The organism is Alteromonas hispanica, assembly GCF_010500915.1.
Taxonomy (GTDB): Bacteria; Pseudomonadota; Gammaproteobacteria; order Enterobacterales; family Alteromonadaceae; genus Alteromonas; species Alteromonas hispanica.
Map to the genome: position 1 here is coordinate 512,164 of NZ_JAAAWP010000003.1, position 18,586 is coordinate 530,749.

The 18,586-nt window shown below is 42.4% G+C and carries 18 protein-coding genes; 5 read left to right on the top strand and 13 right to left on the bottom strand.

What is annotated here, in order from left to right; translation table 11 throughout:
- Positions 1–355: 355 nt before the first annotated feature.
- The 9 genes from GTW09_RS07695 to rpmH form a co-directional block, all read right to left on the bottom strand.
- Positions 356–1,180, bottom strand: coding sequence for an ATP-binding protein (locus tag GTW09_RS07695; RefSeq protein WP_163111345.1), 825 nt, complete (start codon positions 1,178–1,180; stop codon positions 356–358).
- A gap of 6 nt (positions 1,181–1,186) precedes the next feature.
- Positions 1,187–1,855 (bottom strand): DnaT-like ssDNA-binding domain-containing protein, encoded by a 669-nt coding sequence (locus GTW09_RS07700; protein WP_071981064.1) that lies wholly within the window; start codon positions 1,853–1,855, stop codon positions 1,187–1,189.
- Positions 1,852–2,289: a flavodoxin domain-containing protein gene (locus GTW09_RS07705; RefSeq protein WP_163111347.1), complete on the bottom strand. Its 438-nt coding sequence runs from the start codon at positions 2,287–2,289 to the stop codon at positions 1,852–1,854. Before GTW09_RS07705 ends, GTW09_RS07700 begins: the two co-directional genes overlap by 4 nt.
- A gap of 3 nt (positions 2,290–2,292) precedes the next feature.
- Positions 2,293–3,681 (bottom strand): tRNA uridine-5-carboxymethylaminomethyl(34) synthesis GTPase MnmE, encoded by a 1,389-nt coding sequence (gene mnmE / locus GTW09_RS07710; protein ID WP_163111349.1) that lies wholly within the window; start codon positions 3,679–3,681, stop codon positions 2,293–2,295.
- 2 nt (positions 3,682–3,683) lie between these two features.
- Positions 3,684–4,166, bottom strand: coding sequence for a YajQ family cyclic di-GMP-binding protein (locus GTW09_RS07715; RefSeq protein WP_071981067.1), 483 nt, complete (start codon positions 4,164–4,166; stop codon positions 3,684–3,686).
- Between the two features lie 64 nt (positions 4,167–4,230).
- Positions 4,231–5,889, bottom strand: coding sequence for a membrane protein insertase YidC (yidC, locus tag GTW09_RS07720; protein ID WP_163111351.1), 1,659 nt, complete (start codon positions 5,887–5,889; stop codon positions 4,231–4,233).
- Between the two features lie 10 nt (positions 5,890–5,899).
- The gene (gene yidD / locus GTW09_RS07725; protein WP_203565682.1) at positions 5,900–6,148 is read right to left on the bottom strand and encodes a membrane protein insertion efficiency factor YidD; all 249 of its coding nucleotides are present in this window, start codon (positions 6,146–6,148) and stop codon (positions 5,900–5,902) included.
- A complete protein-coding gene (gene rnpA / locus GTW09_RS07730) occupies positions 6,133–6,492 on the bottom strand; it encodes a ribonuclease P protein component (protein ID WP_163111353.1) in 360 nt (119 codons plus the stop codon). Before rnpA ends, yidD begins: the two co-directional genes overlap by 16 nt.
- Positions 6,493–6,509: 17 nt before the next feature.
- The gene (rpmH, locus tag GTW09_RS07735) at positions 6,510–6,644 is read right to left on the bottom strand and encodes a 50S ribosomal protein L34 (RefSeq protein WP_014290886.1); all 135 of its coding nucleotides are present in this window, start codon (positions 6,642–6,644) and stop codon (positions 6,510–6,512) included.
- Positions 6,645–7,234: 590 nt separating this feature from the next.
- Between rpmH and dnaA the strand changes: the two genes are divergently transcribed.
- The 4 genes from dnaA to gyrB all read left to right on the top strand — a co-directional run bounded on the left by dnaA (position 7,235) and on the right by gyrB (position 13,584).
- Positions 7,235–8,809 carry a chromosomal replication initiator protein DnaA gene (gene dnaA / locus GTW09_RS07740; RefSeq protein WP_163111355.1) on the top strand — a complete coding sequence of 525 codons (1,575 nt, stop codon included), beginning with the start codon at positions 7,235–7,237 and terminating at the stop codon, positions 8,807–8,809.
- 33 nt (positions 8,810–8,842) lie between these two features.
- Positions 8,843–9,943: a DNA polymerase III subunit beta gene (gene dnaN, locus GTW09_RS07745; RefSeq protein WP_071978129.1), complete on the top strand. Its 1,101-nt coding sequence runs from the start codon at positions 8,843–8,845 to the stop codon at positions 9,941–9,943.
- A gap of 123 nt (positions 9,944–10,066) precedes the next feature.
- Positions 10,067–11,155: a DNA replication/repair protein RecF gene (recF, locus tag GTW09_RS07750; RefSeq protein WP_163111357.1), complete on the top strand. Its 1,089-nt coding sequence runs from the start codon at positions 10,067–10,069 to the stop codon at positions 11,153–11,155.
- Between the two features lie 8 nt (positions 11,156–11,163).
- Entirely contained in the window at positions 11,164–13,584 is a 2,421-nt protein-coding gene (gene gyrB / locus GTW09_RS07755; RefSeq protein WP_163111359.1) for a DNA topoisomerase (ATP-hydrolyzing) subunit B, read from the top strand.
- A gap of 202 nt (positions 13,585–13,786) precedes the next feature.
- Here gyrB and GTW09_RS07760 read toward each other — a convergent pair whose 3' ends face one another.
- The 3 genes from GTW09_RS07760 to glyQ form a co-directional block, all read right to left on the bottom strand.
- Positions 13,787–14,230: a hypothetical protein gene (locus GTW09_RS07760; protein WP_163111361.1), complete on the bottom strand. Its 444-nt coding sequence runs from the start codon at positions 14,228–14,230 to the stop codon at positions 13,787–13,789.
- A gap of 72 nt (positions 14,231–14,302) precedes the next feature.
- Positions 14,303–16,381 (bottom strand): glycine--tRNA ligase subunit beta, encoded by a 2,079-nt coding sequence (gene glyS, locus GTW09_RS07765; protein WP_163111363.1) that lies wholly within the window; start codon positions 16,379–16,381, stop codon positions 14,303–14,305.
- 2 nt (positions 16,382–16,383) lie between these two features.
- Entirely contained in the window at positions 16,384–17,289 is a 906-nt protein-coding gene (gene glyQ / locus GTW09_RS07770) for a glycine--tRNA ligase subunit alpha (protein ID WP_071978137.1), read from the bottom strand.
- Positions 17,290–17,431: 142 nt separating this feature from the next.
- On the opposite strand from glyQ, the gene GTW09_RS07775 reads away from it, so the two are divergent.
- Complete coding sequence (locus GTW09_RS07775; RefSeq protein WP_163111365.1) at positions 17,432–18,028, top strand: DNA-3-methyladenine glycosylase I; 597 nt, start codon at positions 17,432–17,434, stop codon at positions 18,026–18,028.
- Positions 18,029–18,122: 94 nt separating this feature from the next.
- On the opposite strand, the gene GTW09_RS07780 is transcribed toward GTW09_RS07775, so the two are convergent.
- Positions 18,123–18,575, bottom strand: a complete 453-nt coding sequence (locus GTW09_RS07780; protein ID WP_163111367.1) for a DUF2489 domain-containing protein — start codon at positions 18,573–18,575, stop codon at positions 18,123–18,125.
- Positions 18,576–18,586: the final 11 nt, after the last annotated feature.

The following is an 18,586-nucleotide window of genomic DNA, read 5'->3' on the forward strand; positions in this document are numbered from 1 at the left end:
GGCTTTGTAGGATCCTATCCACAGGGCTGCTCAAGGTGTGATCCAGTTGGGGATAAAATGTTTGTTATTTCAATTTTTAGATCGCATGATCTAGGTATATCAGGGATTACAAGCAGATCTGCCTGTGGAGGAGATCTTTCCACAATATCAAAGTTGATCGCCTGATCAATCGATCGTGACTGGCACTAAAAAAATGAAAGTTTAAAATTATTTGGTTTTTTTCTGACTGCAATTTGTCCAAAATATAAAAAAAGGCAATAAAGAACTGTCTTTATTGCCTTGTATCCGTCGTTTGTGTCACAAACTTTTTTGTGTTTTTAGGTACCGTTTGATTACCTACTGATTACGTTTTTAGCTATCTCACTTGGTTTGGTTGATACCTTGGTGGTGCAGAAGAGCTTTCTTCTTCTTGATCTGCAGATAGCACACCGCGCCTGCTGGGGCCTTGGAAACGAACCTTGTAGGTGTCGTATTCCCTTATAGATTCATAACAGTAGCGTCCAAGTGCATTCTCCAACTCGGCAAGATTGTGGTTGGTGATAAGAATACAATTCTTTTTGTTGACCAAACGTTGTCGTAAAAGATTACCAAACCAGCTTTGGGCGTTCTTTTTCAAGATACTTTCGTTTACACAAACCTCATCGAGGATTAATAGATCTACGGTGAGCAACTCATGATTAATCTCTCTAAACCGCTGTCCCGCATTATCTGAGGCAGAAAAATCGAACGAGAAATTACGCATTTCTAAGATAGTTGAAAGCTGTCGATAGAGTACGGATATTTCGTACTGTTCTATGAGTTGATGCGCAATAGCACCTGCGATATGTGACTTACCGCGCCCGTAATCGCCGTAAAAAATCATCATGTGAGAGCCGCTTTGGCGCCACGCTGGATCATCATGGGCTGCAATAAAGGATTGTGCTATCGAGACGGCTTCAATCACATCGTCACTGTCTTCAACCAAGTTAGAGAACGTCCACTTAGGATTGAGATCGGAACGTCCATGTATGGCTTCTACACGGGCTTTTTTACTTCGTTGCTGTAATTGCGAGATCTCTGTGTTAGCTTGAGCCTCGTATTGCTTGCGTAGGGTTTTATAGTCGATATATTCGTTGTTAGGATCGACGGGCTTATTCAACGCTTTGGCTAAATTTGCAATTTTATCTGTAATGCGATCCATAGTAATTTAACTCTTCTTTGATGAGGCGTATTTTGCTACTAGCTTCTTAGCATTATCATCTGCTTCTATGCCCGCTGCAACTTTCACTTGTTGAGTGCCTATAACTTTACTGGAACTGTACCCTGAAGCGAGGCGTTTACGCTTAATATTATTGGCGAATTTTTGCGTCCACTGAAACTCACTGAATACAGAGCTCGGTCGTCCTAGCCAGTAGGCTACGAATTCTCCAATATCGTTGTCGTCAAAGGTCTTGTCAATAATGCCAAGTAAGTTGGCTATTTCTTTGAAAAGCGGAGCATTTGGTTTCCAGTCTGCCGTCATGGCGGTGTGTTGCTTATGGAGGACGTCAAAATCCGACACCGGCTCACTTAATAAAGGTAATAATAGGGTTTTGCCATTAATGCTTCTATCAAGATCGATATCAAGGGGGAGGGTTACCAACCCTACTTGTTCAAGCTGCTTAATCAAGCTGTTTATTTGTCTGCCTCTTAAGTAGTGAGGCTCTTTGCTATCGGCATTAAGCAACGCTAACAGGGCTTTGTAATCCACGGGCGCAGAAGACGTTGTCGCTGTATTCGCGTTTATACGTAGGCCCAGCAAATAGAGTACGCGGCAGTCATTCGATATAGGCGACTGCAATACGGTTTGCTCTGCTTGCGTAAGTGCTTTGCTCATATTTTTTCTAGCGCGTCTTCAAACCATTCACCGGCAATATCTTCTGGGATAGGGTGCTCTAGCACATCTACATGAAGTGCGGGAACAGTCAGTGAACCGCCGTTTTGTGTAATAAGAGTTTCCATAGTTTTGGCACCAAAGCAAAAGGTATCGTAACTGGTGTCACCTAATCCTATGACGAACGCTTTGGTTGATGACAAATCTGCATTCTTTATCTGTTCGGCAAAAGGTTGAATATTATCAGGTAAGTCTCCAGCACCATGGGTTGATGTGCATACCACCCAGTTTGTCGATGCTGCTATACTCTGAAAATCAGGTTCCAGGTGGATAGTGTAAGTGTATCCCTTGGCTTGTAACTTTTCAGCTAATACGTCGGCCACATACTCTGATGCACCTAACATTGTGCCGACAATTATTTCAAAATGTTTGTTCATCAATTATTTACCAATACAAAAAGAAGAGAATATTTTCCCGAGAAGATCGTCGGAGGTAAATTCTCCTGTAATCTCACAAAGCGCCTGGTGAGCCAATCGCAATTCCTCTGCTAGCAGTTCTCCTGCCATGGCATCATGAAGCTGCTGCTCGCCGGTAGTGACATGAAAATTTGCTTGGTCGAGGGCCTCAATATGTCTGCGCCGGGCAATAAATTGTCCTTCTGTGGTAGTGTCAAAGCCCATCGTTTTTGCTAAATGTGTCTTTAACGTGTCTACACCATCACCGTGTTTAGCAGACAAATTGATAACAGAGATATCACCTTGTTTCGTAGTGACATGACTCTGTCCAACATCGAGCGTACTTAAATCGGCTTTATTTCTCACTACTGTCACCGGAATTCCTTCAGGCAGACGCTGCATAAATTCTGGCCAAATATCGAAGGGGTCTATAACAGATGTTTCTGTTGAGTCGACAACAAATAACACATGGTCGGCGTCGCCTATTGCTTGCCAAGCTCGCTCAATTCCAATTTGCTCTACTTTGTCTGGGCTCTCTCTAAGACCTGCTGTATCGATAATATGAACAGGCATACCGTCTATATGGATGTGCTCTTTCAATACATCCCTTGTCGTGCCAGCAATATCTGTCACTATGGCACTTTCTCTGCCTGCAAGGGCGTTAAGTAAGCTCGATTTGCCTGCGTTAGGCCTACCGGCAATAACCACCTGCATTCCTTCACGCAACAAGCTGCCTTGCTTTGCTTGTTCGCGCACCTGCTCAAGGTGCCTTACGATTTCGCTTAGGTCGCCAGACACTTTTCCATCAGACAAAAAGTCTATCTCTTCCTCGGGAAAGTCGATAGCGGCCTCAACATACATGCGAAGATGAATTATTTTGTCAGATAGAGTTTGAATCTGGGTTGAAAACTCACCCTGTAAAGAACGTAACGCACTGCGTGCAGCTTGCTGGGAACTTGCATCAATTAGATCTGCAATAGCTTCGGCTTGCGCTAGGTCAAGTTTGTCATTGAGAAATGCCTGTTCGCTAAATTCTCCGGGGTTGGCCAACCGCGCGTGTCCTGTGGCTAATACAGCGTTAATTAGCATATCCATGACAACCTGACCGCCATGTCCTTGAAGCTCAAGTACGTCTTCGCCAGTAAACGAGTTAGGGCCTTTAAAAAACAGTGCGATACCCTGGTCAATAATCTGCTTCTGATCATTAACAAAAGAGGTATAAGTAGCTTGCCTAGGAGATAACTCACAGGGCACTAAGGCTTCTGCAATAACCTTTGCTTTTGGACCCGATACTCTAACAATGCCTACACCGCCTCTTCCTGGCGCTGTTGCTTGGGCAATAATTGTATCTGTGGCTAGGGTGAGTGATTCCATAATTAATCGCGGAAGTTTTTAAATTGGAAAGGTTGACCGAGATCAGCACCTTTAACCAATGCCATCGCCTGTTGAAGGTCATCGCGTTTCTTGCCTGTTACTCGCAACTCTTCGCCTTGGATAGCAGTTTGAACTTTCAGTTTCGCATCTTTGATAAGCTTAACGATTTTCTTTGCCATCGGTTGCTCGATACCTTCTTTAAACGCAATTGTCTGGCGATACGTTTTGCCGTGTGCATCAAAGGGTTTTACGTCGATAGAAGAAGTGTCGACGTTGCGTTTTGAACATGCGGTTCTAAACATACTTTCCATTTGTTGAAGCTGAAATTCTGCCTCGGCTTTCATAACAACCGTCTTTTCTTTGTACTCAAAGCTAGCTTCAATGCCGCGAAAATCAAATCGCGTAGACAACTCTCTGCTGGCATTTTCAGTCGCGTTGCGAACTTCTTCCATATTTATTTCTGAAACAATATCGAATGATGGCACAGTAAATTCCTCTCTAGACAAAACAGCCCGCTTAGGCGGGCTGTGTAATTAAACAAACAATAGTTTACTTATTGCTTATGCCCCGCTTCTCCATGGAAGCATAGATCATTTTGGCTTGAACAAGTGTGATTACGTTACTTATCAGCCAGTATAATACCAAACCTGCAGGGAACCATAAGAAGAACACACTCATCATTACCGGCATCCATTGCATAATTTTTTGTTGCATAGGGTCGGTAATGGTTGTGGGTTGCAGCTTTTGCAGTAAATACATACTTGCGCCTGTTAATATTGGCAGTACGAAGTATGGGTCTTTTGTTGATAAATCGGTAATCCACAGTACAAAGTCTGCGTGGCGTAGTTCAACACTTTCCATTAGTACCCAGTAAAGCGCTAAGAAAATAGGCATTTGCAGTAGCAAAGGTAAGCAGCCGCCCATAGGGTTCACTTTCTCTTTGCGATATAACTCCATCATGGCTTGAGACATCTTTTGTCTATCATCACCAAAGCGGTCTTTAAGTTGCTGCATTTTAGGCGCAAGGTTACGCATGCGAGCCATAGACTCGTATTGTTTCTTCGTTAGCCAATACATTGCGCCCTTAACCACTATAGTGATCAAAATAATGGCGACACCCCAGTTATTAACCAGACTATGCAAGAAGGTTAGCAAGGCAAATAACGGCTGAGATATCCAAAACAGAATGCCGTAATCCACAGTAAGGTCTAAACCTCGAGCAATCTTCGCAAGTCGCTCCTGATCTTTAGGACCCATATAAAGGGTAGAGGAGATTGTTTTGGTTTCACCGGCATTCACGGTTTCTGCAGGTGATAACACACCAATTACAGCGTATTGATTCTTAATGTTGCGAGAATACAGTGTATTCGTTTGTTCTTGTGAAGGAACCCACGCTGAAACAAAGTAATGCTCCAACATGCCAACCCAGCCTGCTTTGGTGGTTTTGCGAAGATTTTCATCTTCTATTTCATCGAACGAGTATTTGTCATATCTGTCATCTTCAGTAGAAAACGCCGCGCCGCGGTAGGTGGGCATAAACATATTACCGTCGTCTTCAAAGTCCATTACCTGCTTCAATTGTGCGTAAGGTTGAACGTTGGCAACAGAACCTGTGGCATTCTCAACTCGATAACTCACGTCTACATCATACCGGTCTTTAGTAAACGTAAAGGTTTTGGTAATCGTCAGTCCCTTGTCATTTTTCCACGTTAATGGAACAACAAGCGTATCGTCACTTAATTGATATTCTGATTGCTGAGCTTTGTAAACAGGGCGTCCGGTAGCGCTTGCGTCTGGGCCCTGTTTTCCTATCAATCCACTTTGCGCTACGTACAGCCCCATACCAGAACGCAATAAACTGTAAGGCTCATCAGAACCCTGAGTTACAGGAAACTTGATAAGGTCTGCAGAGATAACATCACCGCCAAGTAAATCAATACGTACATCAAGCGTATCTGTTTTGACTTCAATGGTACGGCTGGTATTTTGCGTTACAGCAGCAGTTTGAGCTGCAGGTACACTATCACTGCTAGGTACATCTTCACTTTGGGTATCATCAAATGATGGTACACCTTGATTAGCCTGCTGTGTCTGCTCTTGTTGAGCGGGCTGTACAGGCTGTGGCCCATAATCTTTCTGCCATTGTTGCCAAAGCAAAAAGCTAACTAGCGCTAAGCCAATTATCAGAAAACTGCGTTGCGATTCCATATAGGTCTCTTTATTTTGAGTGTTTATTTTGTTGTTTTTCTGGCACCGGATCGTAACCACCGGCATGCAAAGGATGACATTTTAATATGCGTTTAATAGATAACCAACCGCCTTTTACTAATCCGTGTGTTTTTAATGCATCGATAGCATACCAAGAACAAGACGGATGAAAACGACATCGTTGGCCTAAAACAGGCGAAATAAACCATTGATAAAATTTTATCAATGCTAGTGGAACTGCAATTAAGAGTTTCCGCAACGCTTGTTCAATTTTTTCCATAGCTTCTCTAAAGTCGAAAATACTTCTTCGTTGCTAAGATTGTCGGCACCCGATTTACCAATAACTATAATATCAACGTTTGGCAAATGATGTTGTTTAAGTCGAAAGCTTTCTCTCACTAAACGCTTGAGCCTATTTCTGTCATGGGCTTTGCGGACGCGTTTTTTGGCAATAGTAATGCCTAGTCGCGGATTATCGTGAGAATTCTTTCTAGCTAGGATTGTAAAAGAGGGGGATACAGCAGGAGTTGCGTTATCAAACACATAAGTAAAGTGGGAGGGAGTCAACAGACGCAACTCCCTTGAAAAATTATTTTCGCCCACTTTTGGCGTCTTTCTAATTAAGCTGAAAGACGTGCGCGGCCTTTTGCACGGCGAGCTGCTAGTACTTTACGACCATTTTTAGTCGCCATACGAGCACGGAAACCGTGAGAACGCTTACGCTTAAGATTGCTCGGTTGAAATGTTCTTTTCATGACCAAAGTCTCACTTATATTTAGTTACAAACATAGGCGTTTTTTGGTAACACACTATTTTATTGCTAAAACAATGTGGTGTAATCACCAGAAAAGCCCATCGAAAAAGGACGCTGAATTCTAGAGATCTCGGGGCCTTGTGTCAATGTCTAATATGGGTTTTGGGAAGAATAAATGAACAGTTTTTAGTATTTATTATCGAAATAGCTAATTTTGTTTTATCAAATTTGTGAATAACAGGGAAGGAAGACAAATGTTATCCACAAAACAGTAAAGTTGAGCCAAGTAAATAACGAAAGATCAAGCAATTTTTGCGCTTTTTTTAGAGTAAGAAATGTGAGTAATAGTGTATTTTGATCTAAAACAAAAACCTTTAAAATACATCTGGTTATATTTTTGATCTCAGGGATCTTGAGAGATCGGGATTTACTTTTTGTTGATAAAATAAGATAATCCACAGACTATAATTACAACTTACACTCTCGCGAATATTTTATTTTACCTTACCTAATCCTGTCGATGTTAAGTTCAACCATTCTTCAACGACGTGCTTTTGGTTTTTCGCGAACAAAGGGAGCTAACTACGTACCATGTCCTTATGGAATCAATGTCTTGAGCGCTTGCGTCAAGAGCTACCGACGCAACAATTCAGTATGTGGATTAGACCGCTTGTTTGTGATGAGCAAGAAGGTTACGTGGCGCTTTATGCCCCGAACCGTTTTGTACTTGATTGGGTGAGAGATAAGTATTTAGATAATATTACTGGTTTGCTAAGAGAATTTGCCGGTGCCGATGCTCCACAACTTCATCTCGAAGTAATGACGCGTCAGCGCACTAATGTAAATACAAATTCAGCGCCAAGTAGCAATCATCAAAATTCGATGCAGCGGAACGCGCCTGTACAAAGTTCTACACCACAGAATACATCGCAAGGCCAATCGTTTTCCGCTTCTTCAAATAGTGCTCAACAGTCAACTCAGAATCAAAGCGCAAATTACGAACCTAATAATGAATACGCGAATTCTAATTCGGGTAATCAAAGTAGTCGCAGCTACCATGAGCAGAATAGAGCGGCCAATCAGGCTGCAGCTCCTCGCAGTCAGCCTTCGCCAAAGGTTGTTCCTATTCCAGAGGCCATGAAACACAAGAGCAATATCAATCCAACCTACCAGTTTGATAATTTCGTAGAAGGTAAATCTAACCAATTAGCGCGCGCAGCGGCTACTCAGGTTGCTAATAATCCAGGTGGTTCTTACAACCCGCTATTTATTTATGGTGGAACTGGTTTAGGTAAAACCCACTTGCTGCATGCTGTTGGTAACGGGATTGTAGCGAATAACGGTGATGCAAAAATCGTGTACATGCATTCTGAGCGTTTCGTTCAAGATATGGTAAAAGCACTGCAAAATAACGCTATTGAAGATTTTAAGCGCTTTTACCGTTCTGTAGATGCTCTGCTAATTGATGATATCCAGTTTTTTGCTAATAAAGAGCGTTCTCAAGAAGAGTTTTTCCATACCTTTAATGCTTTGTTAGAAGGTAACCAGCAGATCATATTAACCTCAGATCGATACCCCAAAGAGATCGATGGTGTAGAGGATCGCTTAAAATCGCGATTCGGTTGGGGTCTTACTATTGCGATCGAGCCGCCAGAGCTTGAGACTCGAGTAGCGATCTTAATGCGCAAGGCGGCAGAAAACCGTATTCATCTTCCTAACGAAGTGGCGTTTTTCATTGCCAAGCGGTTACGCTCAAATGTACGTGAGTTAGAAGGGGCGTTAAACCGTGTTATTGCTAATGCCAATTTCACTGGCCGACCAATTACTATCGACTTTGTGCGTGAAGCATTGCGTGACCTTTTAGCTTTACAAGAAAAGCTCGTCACTGTTGATAATATTCAGAAAACCGTGGCAGATTATTATAAGATAAAGGTAGCTGATATTTTATCAAAGCGAAGAAGCAGAAGTGTGGCTCGTCCAAGACAGGTTGCTATGGCATTAGCTAAGGAACTCACTAATCACAGCTTACCAGAGTTAGGTAATGCCTTTGGTGGAAGAGACCATACTACTGTACTCCATGCTTGTAGAAAAATAGAGCAGCTAAGAGAAGAAAGTCATGATATAAAAGAAGACTATAAAAACCTCATTAGGACATTGTCTTCCTAAATAATACGACCTTAGAGGCGAGATAGCACTGCAATGAAATTTACTATAAGCCGCGAACAGTTTTTACAACCCCTCCAACTGGTGTCTGGTGCTGTAGAGCGTAGACACACGTTGCCTATTTTATCTAACGTTCTGATAAAAGTTAGCGAAGGTGCTTTATGGCTAACCGGCACCGATTTAGAGGTTGAGCTCATTTCTAGTATTAAGCTTGAATCTGAATTTACCGAAGGGGAAATAACAGTACCTGCCAAGAAGCTCTTTGATATCATTCGTGGCATTTCTGAAGGTACAGACATCCACTTCTCTATTGATGGCAGTAAAGCACTTATTAGAGCAGGGCGCGGTCGTTACACGTTATCAACGTTGTCTGCCAATGACTATCCAAATCTAGAGGACTGGGAAGGTGAGGTTGAGTTTGAGCTATCTTGCAGCGACCTTAAACGTCTTATCGATTCCACTAGTTTCTCAATGGCTCAGCAAGACGTGCGTTATTACCTAAATGGTATGTCATTAGAGACTGAGGAAAATGTCATTCGAACTGTCGCTACTGATGGTCACAGGCTTGCTCTTTGTCGTCTTAACTATGAAACTGCCTTACCCGCTCGCCAGGTTATAATCCCTCGTAAAGGGGTGCTAGAAATATCTCGATTAATAAGTGATGACGATAAGTCATTAAAGGTACAGATTGGTGCAAATCATCTTCGTATTTTTTCAAATGACTTTATCTTTACGTCAAAACTAGTAGACGGACGTTTTCCTGATTATCGCAGAGTACTTCCTCAAAATGGCGATAAAGAAATTATTGCCAGCAAAGCGGTGTTAAAAGAAGCTTTTTCACGTGCAGCAATTTTATCGAATGAAAAGTTTAGAGGCGTGCGTTTAAATCTTGCAACTGGCGAACTTAAAATTACTGCCAATAACCCAGAGCAAGAAGAGGCTGAGGAAAACGTAGACGTTCAATACGAAGGGGACGACCTTGAAATTGGCTTTAACGTTGCTTACCTCATTGATGTATTGAATTCACTAAGTTCTGACATGGTTAAAGTGAGTCTGTCTGATTCAAATGCAAGTGCGTTAATTGAAGACAATGCCGATGATGCAGCGCTGTATGTCATTATGCCGATGCGTCTGTAGTTGAGATTATAGAGCATCTCGCATAGACATCATTTTAAGGTCCACTGCATCATTAATTCTGCTATTGATAAAGCGGTACATTATTCAACAATGTATCGCTTTTGTTCCCTTTAGAGTTCTACTATGAAATTAGACCAGGTTCAAATTGCGAATTTTCGTAATTTGACGTCTATTAGTTTTGCACCGTCTCCCGCTCTCACCATTATACGAGGTGTTAACGGCAGCGGAAAATCATCTCTTATTGAAGCGCTCTATTATCTTGGTTTTGGTAGGTCCTTTCGCACAAATAAACACAGCGCTGTCATTCAGCATGAAAAGAATGAATTTAGCGTGTTTGCAGCTTGTCACAATGAGAGTGGTGAAAAACAAAAAATTGGCTTTCAGCGAACGCGTGGAGACCAATTCACTTGTAGTATCAATGGTGAACATTCTAAAAAATTGTCAGATTTAGTGAGCTTGGTGCCTATTCAATTGTTTACACCTCAGAGTACCGATTTAATTATTGGTTCTCCTTCTGAGAGACGTCGATTTTGTGATTGGGGATTGTTTCACGTGAAACATGAGTTTTCATCGGTTGCGAATCAGTACGCTAAGTTCCTGAAGCATAGAAATGCGTTGTTGAAGCAACAGGCTAATTTATCCGCACCTGAAAATCAGTATTGGGAGAGCCAGTTTGCACTACTTGGTGAGCAACTCACCGAGATAAGGGAAGAATACCTACAATCGTTAACTCCAATCTTTGAGAAATACGCCAAAGAATTCTTGCCAACCTTTGAAGTAAAACTGAGTTACTATAAAGGATGGGAAAAAGATGCTTCTTTATCTGAAAGCCTAGTTAAAAAGAAAGAGTATGATGGTAAAATAGGACATACTTCTTCTGGGCCACACAAAGCTGATGTTAAGCTTAAAGTGAACGGTGTTAATGCCCAAGAGCTGTTATCCCGAGGTCAGCTTAGAATGGCTGTCGCGGCGTTACAAATGTCACAAACAGAATTATTTAATACCTCTACAAATAGAAAAAGCATTTTTCTGTTAGATGACGTCGGTGCTGAATTAGATGCCGACAAAAGAGAACAATTTATTGACGGGTTATTACGAATGGACACGCAGGTTTTCGTTACTGCAATTGAGTCCACTCAACTCGAATTTATACAAAAATATAACGAAAAGAAAATGTTTCACGTGGAACATGGAAACGTGAAAGAGGAGTAAAAGCTAGTATGTCAGAAGAGAACAACTACGACTCGTCCAGTATTAAGGTACTTAAAGGATTAGACGCTGTAAGAAAACGTCCGGGTATGTACATTGGTGATACCGATGACGGCACCGGTTTGCATCACATGGTTTTCGAGGTGGTCGATAACTCAATCGACGAAGCCCTTGCTGGACACTGTTCTGAAATCGTCGTACTCATACACAGCGACGGATCTGTTTCTGTATCTGATGATGGCCGAGGAATACCAACAGAGCTTCATGAAGAAGAGGGTGTTTCTGCCGCAGAAGTAATAATGACCGTTCTGCATGCTGGCGGTAAGTTTGACGATAATTCGTATAAAGTTTCTGGTGGACTCCACGGTGTTGGTGTTTCTGTTGTAAATGCACTTTCAAGCCGGCTCAAGTTACGCATCCGTCGCGGCGGTAAAGCACATGAGCAAGAATATAAGCATGGTGTTCCACAAGAACCACTAGCCGTAACTGGCGATACAGATAAAAGTGGAACAATGATCCGCTTCTGGCCAAGCGAAGAAACATTTACTAATACACTTTACCACTACGAAATTCTAGCCAAACGATTACGCGAACTTTCATTCTTGAATTCTGGCGTATCAATTAAGCTGAAAGATGAAAGAGATGGTAAAGAGGACCACTTCAAATACGAAGGCGGTATAAAAGCGTTTGTTGAATATCTCAATGATAAAAAGACGGCTATTCATCAAAAAGTATTTCATTTCAGTGCCGAGCGTGAAGATGGTATTAGCGTTGAAGTGGCTATGCAATGGAACGATAGTTTCCAAGAAAACGTATTTTGTTTTACCAATAATATTCCCCAGCGCGATGGCGGAAGTCACTTAGCTGGTTTCCGTGGTGCCTTAACGCGTACGTTAAATAACTACATGGAGAAGGAAGGGTTAAACAAAAAAGCAAAAACCAATGCCAGTGGCGACGATGCCAGAGAAGGATTGACCGCAGTAATCTCGGTTAAAGTACCCGATCCTAAATTCAGCTCACAAACAAAAGATAAGCTAGTATCTTCAGAAGTTCGCCCTGTCGTAGAATCAGCGATGAACGAAAAGCTTGCTGAGTTTTTATTAGAAAACCCGTCTGAAAGTAAAATTATTGCGAACAAAATTATTGACGCAGCACGTGCCCGTGAAGCAGCACGTAAAGCGCGTGATATGACGAGAAGAAAAGGCGCTTTAGATTTAGCGGGACTTCCAGGGAAACTGGCGGATTGCCAAGAAAAAGATCCAGCACTGAGCGAACTTTACATAGTGGAGGGTGACTCGGCTGGCGGTTCTGCCAAACAGGGTCGAAACAGAAAAAATCAGGCTATTCTTCCTCTTAAAGGTAAAATCCTAAACGTAGAAAAGGCACGCTTTGATAAGATGCTTTCTTCACAAGAAGTAGCAACGCTTATCACCGCGCTTGGTTGTGGCATAGGAAGGGATGAATATAACCCTGAGAAGCTACGCTATCACAGCATCATAATCATGACCGACGCGGACGTGGACGGCTCTCACATCAGAACGCTTCTACTCACGTTCTTCTATCGTCAAATGCCTGAGATTATTGAAAGAGGTTATGTGTATATTGCGCAACCACCTCTTTATAAAGTGAAGAAAGGTAAGCAAGAGCAGTATCTTAAAGACGACGATTCACTGACAAATTATTTAACGTCAATCGCTATAGACGGCGCTTCGTTACATACTAGCTCTGATGACCCAGGTATTACTGGCGTTGGGCTTGAGAATCTTGTTAAGCAGTACCAGCAAGTTGAAAAAATGATTACTCGAATGAAGCGAATCATGCCTCAATCTATGCTTTATAGAATGCTCTATACGCCGACTCTTGATGTACAAGATTTGAAAAACGAAGATGCGCTGGAGAATGTTGCTAAGCATTTTGTTGCACAATTAACTGAACGCGAAAATGACGGCGCAACATACCGTTATGAAATCAGACGCGATCAGGAGTTAAGTGAATACTACATTACAATTATCATGCGTATGCATGGTATCGACTACGAGTATATTATTGATAGAGAGTTTATCGATTCTAATGAATATGCACGCCTACGTGACTTAAATCTTGCGATTAACGATATGATGGGGCCGGAAGCTTTTATTCAACGCGGTGAGCGTAAGCAACCTGTTGACTCATTCAAAGCTGCGTTAGATTGGTTAATGAATGAAGCGAAGCGTGGTCAGTACATTCAACGCTATAAAGGTCTAGGTGAAATGAATCCTAGTCAGCTTTGGGAGACAACCATGGACCCAGAAAGTCGCCGAATGCTTCAAGTTACGATTGAAGATGCGATTGGCTGTGACCAGTTGTTTACTACTCTAATGGGTGACCAGGTCGAGCCAAGAAGAGAGTTTATCGAAGCCAACGCGTTGAAAGTGGCAAACTTAGACGTGTAGTGAATAATTTGCAAAGTAAGCGTTAAGAATAGAAAGGCGATTTATTGAAAATCGCCTTTTTTGTGTCTATTAAACCCCGATTGCTTTGGCTAAAAGAGCCTTATGGACAGCGTGTTTAGAAATAAACAGGTGCTCGAAATAGTTTCACTCGTGCGTGACCGCCACTAAAGAAAAATATCTAATGCTGACAATCTTAATGTACCTACAACTTACTCACTGTAAGTGCTACTTCTTTTTCTCCTGCTTCACGAACAGTGAATCGATAGGTGCCTGTAGAAGAAGGAGTAAACTGAAGGTTTTGTGAACTTTGCTCACAAACTAAATATACTGTTGTAGATAGCATGACAGGCTGGCCCTTATACTTGCCACCACAGCTCTGTGAAGGCGACCATTTTTCATCTGATAGTCTGAAGTCATAGGGCTGGCCATCGGCAATTAATTCAACATCAACGACCCAGCCACTGCTATTTTTCATAAAACGATAATTAGGATCTGCTTCCCACCAATTAAATACACCTCTTAGGTAAAGGTTTTTAAACTGAATTACCGGGGCAGAGGGGATAATTTCGGGAATATTAAAACCACTTTTACTTGAGCATGCAGTTAAGGTTAAACAACAAAATAATACAGAAATTAGCTTTTTCACTTTTACTCCAAAAAAAAGCCCAACGGTGTCGTTGGGCTTTTGTTTAATGAGATTTTAACTCACTAACTTTGCCTAAGACTTCGCAAGTATTGAAATATCTGCGGTAGTAAGGAAAAGTTGCCTTAAAAGTGTCAATAACGCAAGTCTGTTTTGCTTTACCGCTTCATCTTCTGCCATCACCATTACATTATCAAAGAAGCTATCAATGGCTTCTCTCAGCGTGGCTAAGGTAGTTAAAATCAGCGTATAGTCTTGCTGTGCTAACGCACTAGTTACTTTTTGCTCCGACGCAACCAATGCCTCGTAGAGTGCTTTTTCAGACTCTTCAGTTAACAAAGCTGTCTCAATATTTACTGAGGTACCAGTATCAACCTTTTGCTTTGAAAGAATATTGGCAACTCGCTTATTTGCTGCTGCCAATGCCTCTGACTCTTCAAGGGCTTTGAACTGCGCTACAGCATTAACTCGAGCTAGGTAATCTGAGGGCTTGGTAGGACGTTTAGCGGCAACCGACTGAATAACATCAATTGCAACCTGCTGATCTTGCAGTAGCGCATTAAAACGGCCTAATACAAAGTCTACTACCTGCGTTTTAGTGTCTTTATTAGATAACTTATCTCCGTATACATCTATTGCCTTTTCAACAAGATCGTTTAGGTCGAGTGGCAGTGATAGTTCGGTGATAATACGTAGCACACCTATGGCCGCGCGACGAAGCGCAAACGGGTCTTTATCGCCCTTTGGTAATTGGCCTATACCAAATATGCCCGCAAGGGTGTCTAACTTGTCTGCCAGCGCTACAGCGGCGCTAACACCGTTGCTTGGAAGCGTATCACCGGCAAAGCGAGGTAGGTACTGCTCATAGAGTGCCTGCGCAACATCAGTGTCTTCTCCATCATTTAACGCGTAGTATTTACCCATCACGCCTTGTACGTCAGGGAATTCCATTACCATATTTGACATAAGGTCAGTTTTTGCTAGGAGGCCAGCACGACTCGCGTTTTCTTCGTTCGCATTAATTTTCTTAGCAATAAATCCAGACAGTAGAGAGATACGCTCTGACTTTTCTTTAAGTGTTCCAAGCTGCTTTTGAAACAGAACTGAGGCCAAACTGTCTAGACGGCTTTCTAAAGAAACCTTTCTATCGCTGTTGTAGAAAAACTCAGCATCGGCAAGGCGAGGGCGGATAACCTTTTCATTCCCAGAAACAACTTGGGTCGGATCCTTACTTTCTATATTACTTATGAACAAAAAGGTATTTACCAAGTCGCCATTTGCGTCAAGAAGCGGTACATATTTCTGATCGTCTTTCATTGTATAAATCAGAGCTTCTTTTGGCACAGACAAAAAGCCTTCATCGAAACCAGCCTTGAGCACTACTGGCCACTCAACGAGCGACGCGATTTCCTCTAGAAGTTCTTCATCATAATCTGGCGTAAGAGATAATTCAGCCGCGGCATCTTCTAATATTTGACGGGTTTTATCTTTACGAGCATTGAAGTCCGCAATAACATACTGTGCTTCAAGAGCCTTTGCATAGTTATCCGCGTGGTCTAGTTCAAATCGTGCTTCACCATGGAAACGATGTCCTTGAACTGTTCTTCCGCTTGAAAGGCCGAGCGCTGTGATATTGATAACTTCACTGCCATAAAGTGCGCAAAGAGTGTGTACAGGGCGAATGAATTGCGTTGAATAACTTCCCCACCGCATAGGCTTTGGTATTGGCAATTTGCTTATAGTTTGATTTACCAGCCCCTCTAATAATGCGCTAATGCTTTGTCCTGCGACATGAGCCTTGTGGAGCAGCCATTCACCTTTGTCAGTTACCAGACGTTCCGCATCCGCAATATCAATACCGTTGCCGCGAGCCCAACCTTGTGCAGCTTTTGTTGGGTTTCCATCTGCATCAAATGCTGCAGATACTGCAGGGCCACGCTTCTCAACCGTCTTATCCTCTTGACTCTCTGCCAAGTCTGAAACGTATACAGCTAAACGTCTTGGTGCCGCAAACCAATTTACGGAACCAAAGGGAAGGTTAGCGCTGCTCAGTGCCAACTCGAACTGCTGTGCGAAAGCTTCTCCTAGAGACTTTAACGCTTTTGGCGGAAGTTCCTCGGTTCCTAATTCAATTAAACAATTTTCCGTGCGCACGTCTATGCCTCCTTACTGCAAAGTGGAAAGCCTAATGCTTCTCTAGCTTGGTAATAACTTTCTGCACAGGCTTTTGCCAACGTGCGTACTCGTAAAATATAACGTTGACGTTCAGTAACAGATATTGCGTGTCGCGCGTCTAACAAGTTAAATGCATGAGATGCTTTCATTACCTGTTCATAAGCAGGAAGTGGCAGGTTGTTTTCAATTAAAACGTTACTTTGCGCTTCACATTCATTGAATGTTCTAAACAATGCATCGACATTGGCATGTTCAAAGTTAAAGGTAGACTGTTCTACTTCGTTTTGATGGAAAACATCACCATAGGTAACTTTACCTAGCGGACCGTCAGTCCATATTAAATCGTAAATACTATCAACGCCTTGAACGTACATAGCTAGGCGCTCAAGACCATAGGTGATTTCACCAGTAACCGGTTTACACTCAAGCCCACCGACTTGCTGAAAATAAGTAAACTGTGTGACTTCCATACCATTAAGCCATACTTCCCAGCCTATACCCCAAGCACCAAGGGTAGGTGACTCCCAGTTGTCTTCTACAAAGCGAATGTCATGAACTAGCGGATCGAAGCCTAGCTCTTTTAAAGAGCCAAGGTACAGTTCTTGAATATTGTCTGGTGAGGGTTTCAGCATGACTTGGAACTGATAATAGTGCTGAAGGCGATTCGGGTTCTCACCGTAACGGCCGTCTGTGGGCCGACGACACGGCTGAACATAGGCGCTGCTCATCGGCTCTGGCCCTAGCGAGCGCAAGAAGGTCATAGGGTGGAAGGTACCTGCACCCACTTCCATATCTAAAGGCTGAATTATTACGCAGCCTTGTCGCGCCCAGTAATCTTGAAGCGCTAGAATTAACCCTTGAAAGGTTTTAATGTCGTATTTCTGCATACATCCGCTGCTTATTGGTTAACTGACTTAAATAAAGATGGGATAGTATACAATTTGTGACGCAGAGTATGTAGGTGTAACGTGTGAAAAAAAGCAGTGAAGACATCTATGCGGTCTGGTATTACAGCAAGGATTTATTTTCATGACGACAAAATCAATACAGCGATGTGCATGGGTTAGCGATGACCCAATTTATCAGGCTTATCACGACACACAGTGGGGCGTGCCTGAAACTGATAGCCAATCCTTGTTTGCAAAACTCTGTCTTGATGGACAGCAAGCCGGGCTATCATGGCTGACCATTTTAAAAAAACAGCGGAATTATGAGGAAGCGTTTTGTCATTTCAACCCTCAAGACATCGTTAAAATGGATAATGCAGATGTAGAAAGGCTGATGCAAAACAGCGGGATTGTTAGGAATAAACTTAAGATACAGTCCATTATTAAAAATGCACGCGGCTTTTTAGAGATAGAAAAAACCCAGCCATTTAATACATTTATCTGGCAATTTACCGGTGGTAACACATTAGTGAACGAATGGGAAAAATTCGATGACATTCCAACATCAACAAAAGAGTCAAAAGCCATGTCGGTGGCATTGAAGAAAATGGGCTTTAGTTTTGTTGGTGAAACAATTTGTTATGCGTTTATGCAAGCGGTTGGCATGGTGAACGATCATGAAAAACATTGCCATTGCTATGAGCGGACAAAAGCCATGGCAATTAGTAAAGGCATTTAAAATTGGTGTGCTGGCTCAGAGGGTGTTTAATAAAAAAAGCAGTATGGAAACCACACTGCTTTATATTACTTTTGAACGGATTGTAGAAGTTGTCTCAAACAAGTGCTTCGCAGAAGGTCTTAACGCCGGGTAACTCATCGAGTACCTTAGATTCGTACTCAGATTCTATTTGCTCTCGCGCTTTGTCTTGCTTTCTTCTTTCTTGTTTGGATAGCTGTTGTCTAGCCTCTAACACTGCAAAGCCGCTAATCTCGACAAAAAGCGCATAAGTATGCGGAAATTTAGCTTTGAAGTCAGGCGGGTTGTTTAGCGGAAGCGCATTTAATAAATTCACAATTCTAATAACGCCTTCAGATAAATCGCACTGCTGCTGCTCCATGGCTTTGGAAATCAGAATGATGCTTTCAGTGATATTAGCTATACGCGCGTTCGTCGCGTCGTTTTTGCGTTTTTTCTGTTGTTTGAGTAGAAATAGCAGTCTGCCTGCATAAAACCCAAGCCCTAAAATAACAACTAGCGCGACACCAGTTAGTACAACCCACAGCATTTAGTTATCCC

What these genes read in the sequence shown, in the direction of transcription:
- GTW09_RS07695 (WP_163111345.1), bottom strand. Translation starts at nt 1,180, where the DNA reads ATGGATCGCATTACAGATAAAATTGCAAATTTAGCCAAAGCGTTGAAT.
- GTW09_RS07700 (WP_071981064.1), bottom strand. Translation starts at nt 1,855, where the DNA reads ATGAGCAAAGCACTTACGCAAGCAGAGCAAACCGTATTGCAGTCGCCT.
- GTW09_RS07705 (WP_163111347.1), bottom strand. Translation starts at nt 2,289, where the DNA reads ATGAACAAACATTTTGAAATAATTGTCGGCACAATGTTAGGTGCATCA.
- mnmE (WP_163111349.1), bottom strand. Translation starts at nt 3,681, where the DNA reads ATGGAATCACTCACCCTAGCCACAGATACAATTATTGCCCAAGCAACA.
- yidC (WP_163111351.1), bottom strand. Translation starts at nt 5,889, where the DNA reads ATGGAATCGCAACGCAGTTTTCTGATAATTGGCTTAGCGCTAGTTAGC.
- rpmH (WP_014290886.1), bottom strand. Translation starts at nt 6,644, where the DNA reads ATGAAAAGAACATTTCAACCGAGCAATCTTAAGCGTAAGCGTTCTCAC.
- dnaA (WP_163111355.1), top strand. Translation starts at nt 7,235, where the DNA reads ATGTCCTTATGGAATCAATGTCTTGAGCGCTTGCGTCAAGAGCTACCG.
- dnaN (WP_071978129.1), top strand. Translation starts at nt 8,843, where the DNA reads ATGAAATTTACTATAAGCCGCGAACAGTTTTTACAACCCCTCCAACTG.
- recF (WP_163111357.1), top strand. Translation starts at nt 10,067, where the DNA reads ATGAAATTAGACCAGGTTCAAATTGCGAATTTTCGTAATTTGACGTCT.
- gyrB (WP_163111359.1), top strand. Translation starts at nt 11,164, where the DNA reads ATGTCAGAAGAGAACAACTACGACTCGTCCAGTATTAAGGTACTTAAA.
- glyQ (WP_071978137.1), bottom strand. Translation starts at nt 17,289, where the DNA reads ATGCAGAAATACGACATTAAAACCTTTCAAGGGTTAATTCTAGCGCTT.
- GTW09_RS07775 (WP_163111365.1), top strand. Translation starts at nt 17,432, where the DNA reads ATGACGACAAAATCAATACAGCGATGTGCATGGGTTAGCGATGACCCA.
- GTW09_RS07780 (WP_163111367.1), bottom strand. Translation starts at nt 18,575, where the DNA reads ATGCTGTGGGTTGTACTAACTGGTGTCGCGCTAGTTGTTATTTTAGGG.